This window comes from Streptomyces sp. NPDC107498 (assembly GCF_055582805.1).
The window spans coordinates 91,663-102,330 of record NZ_JBVJPE010000024.1 but is presented as its reverse complement, the minus strand read 5'-3'; the positions used below and the strand labels follow the sequence as shown (position 1 = coordinate 102,330).

Here is a 10,668-nt window from a genome sequence, read left to right as displayed (position 1 = left end):
ACGACCGCGACGGAGACCCGCTGGTTCTCCTTCTGCGCGGCGTCCAGCGTCGCCTGCGCGGCCTGCGTGGCCGCCTCGATCGTCAGGTGCGTGGACGTCCGGAGGTTGCCGTTGTCCGCGTCGGCCGTGACGGCGGCGGGAGCGGCGGCCGGGGCGGCGGCGTTCGCGGAGACCACGCCGAAGGTACCGGCGGCGACGACGGCGGCGACGGTGGCACCGAGGAGGATCTTCTTCATGAGGGACTCCGTAGGGGTGAGGAGGAGAGGGGAGGAGAAGCCTTCGAGCCCGGGCGGACCACCGGGTCTCCCGCCCCGCTCGGTCCGTCCTTCGCTCTGCATCGATCCTCCGGCCGGAACCGGCGCCCACCGGTCCACGGTCCGGCTGTCCTCCGCGCGCGCACCGGACGACGGGTCCGTCAGCCGATCGGTTGATGCCCCCCTGGCCCCTCCGGGCCACCATGGACGGGTACACCCAGGTCAGGACGGCAGGGAGGCGGCACGGTGATCCGGCCCACGGAGCACGACCCGGACGCCCGCTGGCTCGCGCGGGTCATGCACACCGCGTTCTTCCTGCTGCTCGGCGCCTCCCTCGCCCGCTTCCTGCTGCGGCACCCGTGGGAGGCCCGCAGCCCCTGGATCGTCGCCCTCACCGGCGCGCTCGCCTCCCTCTACCTGCTCGGCCCGGTGCTCGGCACCCGCGCCACCCCGCGCCGGATCACCTGGCTCGGCACGGTCGTCACCGTCTGGGTCGTCCTCGTCGTCCTCGCGCCCAGCTTCGCCTGGTGCGCGGTGCCGCTCTTCTACACGGGCCTGCGCACCCTCCCGTCGCGCGCCGCGCTCGGCCTGGTGGCCCTGCTCACCGCGTTCGTGGTCTTCGCGCAGGTCCAGCTCTCGCACGGCGGCTGGGACCCGAACCTGATCGTCGCCCCGCCGGCCGTCGCCGCCCTCGCCACCGGCGTCTTCGTGCACTCCGACCGGCAGGCCGCCCGGCAGCGGGCGCTCATCGACGACCTGATCCGCACCCGACGCGAACTCGCCGCGATCGAACGCCGCGAGGGCACCCTCGCGGAGCGCCAGCGGCTGTCCATGGAGATCCACGACACCCTCGCGCAGGGCCTGTCCAGCCAGCAGATGCTGCTCCAGGCCGCCGACCGGCTCTGGGACGGCGATCCGTCCACCGCCCGCCGGCACGTCCGCACCGCCGAGTCCATCGCCGAGCACAACCTCGCCGAGGCCCGCCGCTTCGTGCAGGACCTCGCCCCCGCCGACCTCGCCGGGGGCGGCGGCCTCGAAGAGGCCCTGCGCACCCTCGCCGCCCGCGAGTCGGCGGCCTTCCGGGTCGACGGCACCCCGGTGCCGCTGCCCGACCGGGCGCAGTCGGCGCTGCTGCGGATCGCGCAGGGCGCCCTCGCCAACATCCGCGAGCACGCCGGCGCCGACTCCGCCGCCCTGACCCTGACCTACCTCGACGACCAGGTGGTCCTGGACATCGCCGACGACGGCCGCGGCTTCGACCCGGCGCTCGCGCGCGAGCAGGCCGAGCGGGGCCACGGCCTGCCCGCGATGCGCGTGCGCGCCCAGCAGCTCGGTGGCACCCTGACGGTCGAGTCCACCCCGGGCGAGGGCACGGTGCTCTCCGCCGCGATCCCGCTCTCCCTGGAGTCCTGATGTCCGTACGGATCCTCCTCTGCGACGACCACGTCGTCGTCCGTGCCGGTCTGCTCGCGCTGCTCGGCAGCACCCCCGACATCGAGGTGGTGGGCGAGGCGGGCAGCGGCGAGGAGGCCGTCGCGATGGCGGCGAAGCTGAAGCCGGACGTGGTCCTGATGGACCTTCAGCTCGGGGCGGGCATCGACGGCGTGGAGGCGACGCGGCGGATCGCGCCCACCGGCGTCCACGTCCTGGTCCTCACCACGTACGACACGGACGCGGACATCACGCGGGCGATCGAGGCGGGCGCGACGGGCTACCTGCTGAAGGCCGAGCGGCCCGAGGAGCTGTTCGCCGCGATCCACGCCGCCGCCCAGGGCCGCACGGCGCTCTCCCCGCCGGTCGCCAGCCGGGTCATGGACCGCATGCGGGGCGCGGCGGGCCCTTCGCTCACCGACCGGGAACGGGACATCCTCGGGCAGCTGGGGCACGGCCTCGGCAACCGGGAGATCGCGCGGGCGCTGTTCATCAGCGAGGCGACGGTGAAGACGCACCTGGGCCGCATCTACGCCAAGCTCGGCGTCGACACCCGCGCGGGCGCGGTCGCGGTGGCGAAGGAACGACGGCTGCTGCCGTAAGCCGTAGGGCTGGACTTGGGCGCCGTTCCCCCACGTCGGGCCGCCCCCGCTGCTACGTTGCGTCCTCACTCGACCGCACGGTGTCATGTCTCAGTGGGAGCGCACGTGAAGCTCGCGATCGTCGGCGGCGGCCCCGCCGGCCTCTACCTCTCGATCCTGCTGAAGCGGCAGGATCCCGCCCACGAGATCACCGTGTACGAACGGAACCCCGAGGGCTCCACGTACGGCTGGGGCGTGACGTACTGGGCGGGGCTCCTCGACAAGCTCCGCGCCGGCGACCCCGAGTCCGCGGCCGCCGTCGCCGAGGCGTCCGTGACCTGGACCGACGGGGTCGCCATCGTCCGCGACGAGCGGACCGTCCACCGCGGCGACGCGGGCTTCGGCATCGGGCGGCGGCGGATGCTCGCACTGCTCGCCGACCGCGCCGGGGAGCTCGGCGTGCGGGTCGGGTTCGCGCACGACGTCTCCGGCCCGGACGCGCCCGAACTGGCCGGGGCGGACCTGGTCGTCGCCGCCGACGGCGTCAACAGCGCGCTCCGCGAGGCGCACGCCGACCACTTCGGCAGCGAGGTCACCAGCGGCCGCAACCCGTACATCTGGCTCGGCACGACCAAGGTCTTCGACTCCTTCAGCTTCGCCTTCAAGGAGACCGAGCACGGCTGGATCTGGTGCTACGCCTACGGCTTCAGCGGCGAGCGCTCCACCTGCGTCGTCGAGTGCTCCCCGGAGACCTGGACCGGCCTCGGCCTCGACACGCGCGGCGAGGCCGACAGCCTGAACCTCCTGGAGAAGCTCTTCCACGACCTCCTCGACGGGCACGAGCTGATCGGCCGCGAACGCGCCGACGACGCCGCCCGGTGGCTGACCTTCCGCACCCTCACCAACCGGGTCTGGCACCGGGGCAACCTCGTCCTGCTCGGCGACGCCGCCCACACCACCCACTACTCGATCGGCGCGGGCACCACCCTCGCCCTGGAGGACGCGCTCGCCCTCGCGGACGCCCTGCGCGCCCCCGGCGACCTGGACGCCGCCCTCACCGCGTACGGGAAGCGGCGGCGCGCCGAACTCGTCTCCGCGCAGAGCGCCGCCCGCTACAGCGCCCAGTGGTACGAGAACCTGCCGCGCTACATGAACCTGGAGCCGGCCACGATGTTCGCGCTCCTCGGCCAACGCCACTCGCCGCTCCTCCCGCACGTCCCGCCGCAGCTGTACTACCGCATCGACCGGGCCGCCGGGCAACTGGAACCCCTGCGCCGCCTCAAGCGCTGGCTGGGCCCCCGGGTGGCACGAGCGGTGCACGGCCGCCGCTGACGCCACCGACGGACCCCTCCCCCGGGGCCCGCGTGACCCGGGCCCCCTCCTGTACGGGACGGGGCCGGTGACGCCCTCGTACGGGACGGGGCCGACGGTCGTCGCGTACGGGGCGGGGACGGGGCCGTGAGGGTGCGGCGGACGGTCCTCGCGTGCGGGGCGGGGACGGGGCCGTGACACCATCGGTCCCGTGCTCGACATCGGCTACTCCCTCTCGCGTCGCTTCCCCGACCCGCCGCAGACCGACTACCGCCACGCGGACGTCCACGCCCTGCGCCACGACCTGTTCTGCGGGGACGTGTACCTCGCCGACACGGAGGCCGACCGCGAGGTGTCCACGGCCTGGGGGTGGGTGCCGGTGCTCGACTTCGCGTGGGCCCTGTGCGACATCGTCGAGCAGCTCGACCGGGACCCGCGCGGCAGCCGCGCCGCGCAGCCGCAGTACGCGGAGCTCGACTTCACCGAGTCCACGGACCGGATGCTCTTCGAGCGCCGCTTCGGGTGGGTGGACGTCGAGGCCGACTGGATGCCGGGCGACGAGCCTCCGGTCACCTTCAACCACGCGGAACTGCGGCGCGAGGCGCGGGACTTCCTGCACGACCTGATCGCGGACCTCACGGACATGCACGAGGGCCTGGCGGACAACCCCGCCATCTGGACCCTCCAGTCCCGCTTCCCCCGCCTGCCCTAGGGCGGGCGGCGCGACCGCGGCTCACCCCTCCACCCGCACCCCCCACCGCGCCGCCAGCACCGGCGCCAGGTCCAGGAGCTGCGCCGCCGAGATCACCGCGCCCGCCAGCGACTCCACCCCCCGGGCGATCTCGAGGCGCTGCGCGCCGCGCAGGTCCACGTCCGTGAGCCGCGCCCCCGTGAAGTCCACGCCCGTGAGCACGCAGTCCACGAACTCGACCCGCTCCAGGACCGCGCCCCCGAAGTCCGGTTCGCTCAGCACGCACCCCTCGAAGACGACGTCCTTCAGCTTCGCCGCCCGCAGGTTGAGGTAGTCGCTCTTGCCGCCCCGGACGACGACCCGCTCCAGGACCGCCCCGTGCAGCTGCACCCCGCCGAGCCGCGCCTCCACGACCTCCACGTCCCGCAGCTGCGCCCCGGCGAGCTCCGTGCCCACTCCCCGCACCCCCGTCAGCACCGAGTCGAGGAACCGCGCCCCCGTCAGCCGCGTCCCGTCGAGCCCGCACTCCCGCAGCGCGCAGTCCAGGAACCGGGCCCCCTCGCCCGACTGGCCCGCCAGGTCGAGCCCGGCCAGTTCGAGGCCGTCGTAGTCCCCGTCCGGTGCGAGCCCGCCCCCGTACTCCTCCAGGGGAGGCAGCCGGACCTCCGGCCGTCGCGCCCCCGCCACCTTCTTCTTCCGTGTCACCGCCATGACCCCATCGTGAGGTACGCCACTGACAGCGCCCCCGGTGTCACATCCGCGCCCCCTCCCGCCGTCCCCCGTGTGAGACCGACACCAGGGAGACGGACATGCGGAAGCTCACGATCATCGGCGGCGGCTTCGCCGGACTGACCGCCGCCCTCACGGCCGCCGAGGCCGGCACCGAGGTGACCGTCCACGAGGCGCACCGGACGCTCGGCGGCCGGGCGCGGACGGCCGCCGGCCCGTACCGCACGAACGAGGGCCCGCACGCCCTCTACAGCGGCGGCCCCCACTGGACCTGGCTGAGGCAGCGCGGCCTCCTCGGGCCGCTCGCCGCGCTGCCGGCCGCCGAGGCCCTCCGGTTCCGCTTCCACCGCGGCGGCGCCCTGCGCCGCACCCCGCCGCTCGGCCTGCTGCGCCAGGCCCGCCGGGCGCCCGAGCAGGCCCCCGTGGACCTCGACTTCCGCACCTGGGCGACGGGACTCGCGGGCGAGCGCACCGCGCGCGCGGCCGCCGCCTACAGCGGGGTCGCGCTCTTCCACCACGACCCCGGCGCCCTCTCGGCCCGCTTCGTGCAGGAGCGGCTGCACCGGGCCGCCGCCCTGCCTCCCGAGGCGCACTACGTCCGGGGCGGCTGGGGCGAGCTGATCGAGCGGATGGCCACGCGCGCGAGGGAGCTGGGCGTACGGATCGAGACCTCGTCCCGGATCGACACCCTGCCGACCGGCGGAGGGCCGGTGATCGTCGCGACCGCCCTGCCCGCCGCCGCCCGGCTGCTCGGAGACCCGTCGCTGAGCCGGGAGAGCGGCCGCACGGTCCTGTTCGACCTGGCCCTGCGGACCCGGAAGGGCGACCCGTTCGTGGTCTCAGACCTGGACGCGCCCGGCTGGATCGAGCGGTTCACGGCGCAGGACCCCTCGTTGGCCCCGGCGGGGCAGCAGCTGGTCCAGGCGCAGTTGCCGATCGACCCCGGCGCCTCGAAGGCGGACGGCGTCGCCCACGCCGAGCACCTGCTCGACCTCGGCTTCCCCGGCTGGCGGGAGCGGACGGAGTGGCGGCGGGAGTCCGTCTCCCAGGGCCGTACGGGGGCGGTGGACCGGCCGGGCACGACCTGGCGCGACCGGCCGGCCGTCGACCGGGGCGACGGGGTGTACCTGGTGGGCGACCAGGTGGCGGCGCCGGGCGTGCTGTCGGAGGTGTCGTTCACGAGCGCGGTCGAGGCGGTGTCGCTGGCGCTGCGCGCGGACCTCGTGGACCGCCACCACCGGCACGGCCTTGACCTCAAGCGCGCTTGAGGTCAGAGGGTGGAGCCGAGGATCCACCCGTACGACGAACAGGGGAAACGTCATGCACGCCATCCGCCTCCACGCCTTCGGCCCCGCCGAGAACCTCACCTACGAGGAGACGCCCGACCCCGTGCCGGGCCCCGGCCAGGTCCGCGTCCGGGTCGCGGCGGCCGGCGTGCACCTCCTCGACACCGCCCTCCGCGAGGGCGCCACGGGCCCCTTCCCCGCGCCCACCGCACTGCCCACGATCCCCGGCCGCGAGGTCTCCGGCACCGTCGACGCCCTCGGCGAGGGCACCGACCCGTCCTGGCTCGGCCGGCGGGTCGTCGCCCACCTCGGCATGAACCCCGGCGGCTACGCCGAACTCGCCGTCACCGACGCCGCCCGCCTCCACGCCCTGCCCGACCACCTCGGCGAGGCGGAGGCCGTCGCCATGGTCGGCACCGGCCGCACGACCCTCGGCATCCTGGGGTTCACCTCACTCGGCCCCGACTCGGTCGCGATCGTCCCGGCCGCCGCCGGCGGCATCGGCACCCTGCTCGTCCAGTACGCCAAGAACGCCGGCGCCACCGTCGTCGGCCTCGCCGGCGGCCCCGCGAAGGTCGCCCTCGTCGAGGCGAACGGCGCCGACCTGGCCGTCGACTACAAGCGGCCCGACTGGCCGGAGGAGGTCCGCTCCCACCTGAACGGCCGCGCCGCGACCGTCGTCTTCGACTCGGTCGGCGGCGACACCGGCCGCGCCGCCGTCGACCTGCTCGGCAAGGGCGGACAGCACCTGGTCTTCGGCTGGTCCGGAGCCGGACTCCACGACGGCGAACCGCTCGCCTTCACCGAGGAGGAGCTCACCGCCCGCGGGATCACCTCGGAGTCCGTCCTCGGCCCCGTCATGATCCGGAAGGCGGGCGGCGACATCCGTGCGCTCGAACTCGCCGCCCTCGACGCCGCGGCCACCGGCACCCTGCGCCCGGCGGTCCACCGCTTCCCCCTCGCACGGGCGGCGGAGGCCCACCGCGCCCTGGAGAACCGGGGCACGACGGGCAAGGTGGTCCTGATCCCGTAGGGGAGCCGGACGCCCCCGCGGGGGACCCGGGCGTCCCCGCAGGAGACCCGGGCGTCCCCGCAAGAGACCCGGGCGTCCCCGTGGGGGGGCCGGGGCGTCACACCCCCAGCACGTCCCAGGAGTGCGCCTTGAACTCCTTCGTGAAGTCGGGGTGGTCCTCCCACATCCGGGCGATGGAGCGCAGCACGTCCCAGTTGTGCTCCAGGGCCTGGTCGACGACCTGCCGCAGCTCCGGCGCCGTCTCCCGCTTCTCCACGAGCCCGTTCACCGCCGACGCGGCCTGCACGGTGTAGCGCAGGGCCCGCAGCGCCCGCGACGTGTCGTCCATGCCGAACCCGTGGTCGCTGCCCTCGGCGGGGTCGAAGAGGGGCGTCAGCCGCGCCTCGATGAAGCCGGTCATGCGCTGGAACCGCTGCTCAATGTCCATGCCCCCTTCCTACACCGTCGCTCCGCCCAGCTCCGCCAGGGCCCCGTCCGTCAGCCGGTAGACCGTCCACTCGTCCTGCGGACGGGCGCCCAGGGACGCGTAGAAGTCGATCGAGGGACGGTTCCAGTTCAGTACGGACCACTCCAGGCGCTCGTAGCCGCGCTCGACGCAGAGGCGGGCCAGTTCGCGCAGCAGGGCCTTGCCGTGGCCGCCGCCCCGGGCCTCCGGGCGGACGTACAGGTCCTCCAGGAAGATGCCGTGGACCCCGCGCCAGGTCGAGAAGTTGAGGAACCAGAGCGCGAAGCCCACCGCCTCGCCCGTCTCCGTCTCGGCGATGTGCGCGAAGGCGGCGGGACGCTCGCCGAACAGGGCCTCGTGGAGCTGCTCGGGGGTCGTGCGGACCTCGTCGAGGGCCTTCTCGTACTCGGCGAGGTCGCGGATCAGGGCGTGGACGACGGGGACGTCGGCGGGCGTGGCTGTACGGATCATGCCCCCAGCCTGTCCCGCCTCAGGCCCTCCTGGCCAGCAGGATCCGTGCGGCGGCCACCTGCTCGCGGTCGAGCGCGGGCTCCCCGTCCCCGACGCCCCAGAGGCCGTTCTGAAGCACCCGGCCCAACGTCCGGGCGACTGCGCGCCGCCGGTCCCCGACGACCTCGGCGAGCAGGTCGAACCCCCACAGGAACCCGTCGGGTTCGAAACGGTCCATCAGCGCGGGAAGCAGTTCGAAGCCCGGGTCCCCGGCCAGGGGCTTCGGGTCGATCGCCGGCCAGGGTTCCCGCTCGCCCGCCAGGACGTTCCCGAAGTGCAGGTCCCAGTGGAGCAGCCGGCCCCCCGGCTCGCCCGCCACCTCCCGTACGGCCGCGGCGCAGTCCCGCAGCAACGCGGCGCCGTCCGCGTCGAGCCGCGCGGCGGCCGCGGGCACCCCGGCGAGCATCCCGGCGGCGATGTCGCCGAGCGTCCGGAGTCCTTCCGGCGCGGGGACGGCGACGAGCCGGGCGAGGAGTCCGGCGACGGTCCCGAGGGCCTCGCGGGTGTCCGCGACCACGGACAACGGCCGGGCCCCGTCGAGCCGTTCGAGGAGCATCGTGCCGGTCGCGGCGTCGTGATCGAGCAACCGCACCGCACCGCCCCCGTCCCAGACGCGCAGCCCGAGGGGCTCCCCCTCCGTCCCGTCGTCGAGGAGCTGCATCTTCAGGGCGGCGCGCGCACCGTCGGCGACCCGCTCCACGGGCAGCACGAGCGAGGCCGTCCCGTGCACCGAGGACCCGGTGGCCCGCAGCCCCCACCGCCCGAGGAACTCCTCGGCCCGCTCGGGCAGCCCGTCGACGAACGCCCGCCCGGCCTCGCCGTTGTACTTCGCCTGGGACCGGGCCAATTCCTCCGGTACGTGGATCACGCGGCGAGCGCAGTGACCGGACCGCGCCCCGCGCCTCCGGATTTCCCCCGTATCCACGGACCCCTGGCCAGGGGTAATCTCCGGCCACGCATCCGGAAGAGGGATAGAGATGAGCACGGTCAACGGCACCGTCAACGGCGGAATATCGTTCTGGTACGCGCAGGAGGGCGCCCCCGCGCCCCGCGAACCGCTCCCCGGCGACACCGGCGCCGACGTCTGCGTCGTCGGCGGCGGCTACACGGGACTGTGGACCGCCTACTACCTCAAGAAGGCCGTCCCCTTCCTCAACATCACCGTCCTCGAAGCCAAGTTCTGCGGCTACGGCGCCTCCGGCCGCAACGGCGGCTGGCTCTACAACGGCATCGCCGGCCGCGACCGCTACGCGAGGCTCCACGGCCACGAGGCCGCCGTCCGCCTCCAGCAGGCCATGAACGCCACCGTCACCGAGGTCCTCGACGTCTGCGACGCCGAGAAGATCGACGCCGACCAGCACCGCGGCGGCGTCCTGGAGGTGGCCCTCTCCCCCGCCCAGCTCGCCCGCCTCAAGGCCTTCCACGCCGCCGAGGTCGCCTTCGGCGAGACCGACCGCGAGCTCTACGGCGCCCGCGAGACCGCCGGACGCGTCCGGATCGCCGGAGCCGTCGGCTCCTCCTGGACCCCGCACGGCGCCCGCCTCCACCCGGTCAAGCTCGTCCAGGGCCTCGCGGCGGCCGTCGAGGCGCTCGGCGTCACGATCCACGAGTCGACCCCCGTCACCGCGATCAGGCCGAAGCACGCGATCACCCCGTACGGCACCGTCCGCGCCCCGTACGTCCTGCGCTGCACCGAGGGCTTCACCGCCTCCCTCGCCGACCAGCGCCGCACCTGGCTCCCCATGAACTCCTCGATGATCGCCACCGAGCCCCTCACCGACGCCCAGTGGGAGTCCATCGGCTGGGGCGGCCGCGAGACCCTCGGCGACATGGCCCACGCCTACATGTACGCCCAGCGCACCGCCGACGGCCGCATCGCGCTCGGCGGCCGGGGCGTCCCGTACCGCTTCGGCTCGAAGACCGACAACGACGGCCGCACCCAGCCGGACACCGTCGACGCCCTCCGCGAGATCCTGATCCGCTTCTTCCCGCAGCTCGCCGGCGTGCGGATCGACCACGCCTGGTCCGGCGTCCTCGGCGTCCCCCGCGACTGGTGCGCCACCGTCACCCTCGACCGCTCCACCGGCCTCGGCTGGGCCGGCGGCTACGTCGGCTCCGGCGTCGCCACCGCCAACCTCGCGGCCCGCACCCTCCGCGACCTGATCCAGCAGGACTCGGGCCAGTCGGGCCCCACCGACCTCACGGCCCTCCCCTGGGTCGACCACAAGGTCCGCAAGTGGGAACCGGAACCCCTGCGCTGGCTCGGCGTCCAGACCATGTACGCCGCCTTCCGGGGCGCCGACCGCCGCGAGGCCGTCGGCCGCACGGCGGAGACGGACCGCGTGGCGACCCTGGCGAACCGCCTGAGCGGCCGCTGAGAACGCGTCGGGCGGGGGC

At 74.7% G+C, this 10,668-nt stretch carries 11 protein-coding genes and 1 pseudogene; 7 read left to right on the top strand and 5 right to left on the bottom strand.

Features of this window, described 5'->3' with window-relative positions:
* Nucleotides 1–236 (bottom strand): annotated as a pseudogene (locus ACZ66Z_RS31390) (heme-binding protein); the annotation flags it as partial.
* A 264-nt stretch (nucleotides 237–500) separates the two neighbouring features.
* Here ACZ66Z_RS31390 and ACZ66Z_RS31385 point away from each other — a divergent pair.
* From ACZ66Z_RS31385 to ACZ66Z_RS31370, 4 genes are all read left to right on the top strand, one after another.
* Nucleotides 501–1,667 carry a sensor histidine kinase gene (locus ACZ66Z_RS31385; RefSeq protein ID WP_469938905.1) on the top strand — a complete coding sequence of 389 codons (1,167 nt, stop codon included), beginning with the start codon at nucleotides 501–503 and terminating at the stop codon, nucleotides 1,665–1,667.
* Nucleotides 1,667–2,287 (top strand): response regulator, encoded by a 621-nt coding sequence (locus tag ACZ66Z_RS31380; protein WP_469938903.1) that lies wholly within the window; start codon nucleotides 1,667–1,669, stop codon nucleotides 2,285–2,287. Before ACZ66Z_RS31385 ends, ACZ66Z_RS31380 begins: the two co-directional genes overlap by 1 nt.
* Before the next feature lie 105 nt (nucleotides 2,288–2,392).
* Complete coding sequence (locus ACZ66Z_RS31375) at nucleotides 2,393–3,598, top strand: FAD-dependent monooxygenase (RefSeq protein WP_469938901.1); 1,206 nt, start codon at nucleotides 2,393–2,395, stop codon at nucleotides 3,596–3,598.
* A 190-nt stretch (nucleotides 3,599–3,788) separates the two neighbouring features.
* Entirely contained in the window at nucleotides 3,789–4,289 is a 501-nt protein-coding gene (locus tag ACZ66Z_RS31370; protein ID WP_469938900.1) for a hypothetical protein, read from the top strand.
* Nucleotides 4,290–4,310: 21 nt separating this feature from the next.
* On the opposite strand, the gene ACZ66Z_RS31365 is transcribed toward ACZ66Z_RS31370, so the two are convergent.
* Nucleotides 4,311–4,979: a pentapeptide repeat-containing protein gene (locus ACZ66Z_RS31365; protein ID WP_469938898.1), complete on the bottom strand. Its 669-nt coding sequence runs from the start codon at nucleotides 4,977–4,979 to the stop codon at nucleotides 4,311–4,313.
* Between the two features lie 98 nt (nucleotides 4,980–5,077).
* Between ACZ66Z_RS31365 and ACZ66Z_RS31360 the strand changes: the two genes are divergently transcribed.
* Nucleotides 5,078–6,265 (top strand): FAD-dependent oxidoreductase, encoded by a 1,188-nt coding sequence (locus tag ACZ66Z_RS31360; protein WP_469938897.1) that lies wholly within the window; start codon nucleotides 5,078–5,080, stop codon nucleotides 6,263–6,265.
* 52 nt (nucleotides 6,266–6,317) lie between these two features.
* Complete coding sequence (locus tag ACZ66Z_RS31355) at nucleotides 6,318–7,316, top strand: zinc-binding dehydrogenase (protein WP_469938896.1); 999 nt, start codon at nucleotides 6,318–6,320, stop codon at nucleotides 7,314–7,316.
* A 97-nt stretch (nucleotides 7,317–7,413) separates the two neighbouring features.
* Here the strand turns inward: ACZ66Z_RS31355 and ACZ66Z_RS31350 are convergent, their stop codons facing one another.
* The 3 genes from ACZ66Z_RS31350 to ACZ66Z_RS31340 are packed head-to-tail and all read right to left on the bottom strand — an operon-like array spanning nucleotide 7,414 to nucleotide 9,181.
* Nucleotides 7,414–7,743 carry a hypothetical protein gene (locus tag ACZ66Z_RS31350; RefSeq protein WP_469938895.1) on the bottom strand — a complete coding sequence of 110 codons (330 nt, stop codon included), beginning with the start codon at nucleotides 7,741–7,743 and terminating at the stop codon, nucleotides 7,414–7,416.
* A gap of 9 nt (nucleotides 7,744–7,752) precedes the next feature.
* A complete protein-coding gene (locus ACZ66Z_RS31345; protein ID WP_469938894.1) occupies nucleotides 7,753–8,232 on the bottom strand; it encodes a GNAT family N-acetyltransferase in 480 nt (159 codons plus the stop codon).
* A gap of 19 nt (nucleotides 8,233–8,251) precedes the next feature.
* The gene (locus ACZ66Z_RS31340) at nucleotides 8,252–9,181 is read right to left on the bottom strand and encodes an aminoglycoside phosphotransferase family protein (RefSeq protein WP_469938908.1); all 930 of its coding nucleotides are present in this window, start codon (nucleotides 9,179–9,181) and stop codon (nucleotides 8,252–8,254) included.
* A 67-nt stretch (nucleotides 9,182–9,248) separates the two neighbouring features.
* Between ACZ66Z_RS31340 and ACZ66Z_RS31335 the strand changes: the two genes are divergently transcribed.
* On the top strand, nucleotides 9,249–10,649 hold the full coding sequence (locus tag ACZ66Z_RS31335) for an NAD(P)/FAD-dependent oxidoreductase (RefSeq protein ID WP_469938893.1): 1,401 nt from the start codon (nucleotides 9,249–9,251) through the stop codon (nucleotides 10,647–10,649).
* Nucleotides 10,650–10,668 lie beyond the last annotated feature (19 nt).

Bases quoted from the DNA above. Each gene is read 5' to 3' on its own strand.
- ACZ66Z_RS31380 (WP_469938903.1), top strand. From the start codon at position 1,667: ATGTCCGTACGGATCCTCCTCTGCGACGACCACGTCGTCGTCCGTGCC.
- ACZ66Z_RS31365 (WP_469938898.1), bottom strand. From the start codon at position 4,979: ATGGCGGTGACACGGAAGAAGAAGGTGGCGGGGGCGCGACGGCCGGAG.
- ACZ66Z_RS31360 (WP_469938897.1), top strand. From the start codon at position 5,078: ATGCGGAAGCTCACGATCATCGGCGGCGGCTTCGCCGGACTGACCGCC.
- ACZ66Z_RS31355 (WP_469938896.1), top strand. From the start codon at position 6,318: ATGCACGCCATCCGCCTCCACGCCTTCGGCCCCGCCGAGAACCTCACC.
- ACZ66Z_RS31350 (WP_469938895.1), bottom strand. From the start codon at position 7,743: ATGGACATTGAGCAGCGGTTCCAGCGCATGACCGGCTTCATCGAGGCG.
- ACZ66Z_RS31345 (WP_469938894.1), bottom strand. From the start codon at position 8,232: ATGATCCGTACAGCCACGCCCGCCGACGTCCCCGTCGTCCACGCCCTG.
- ACZ66Z_RS31335 (WP_469938893.1), top strand. From the start codon at position 9,249: ATGAGCACGGTCAACGGCACCGTCAACGGCGGAATATCGTTCTGGTAC.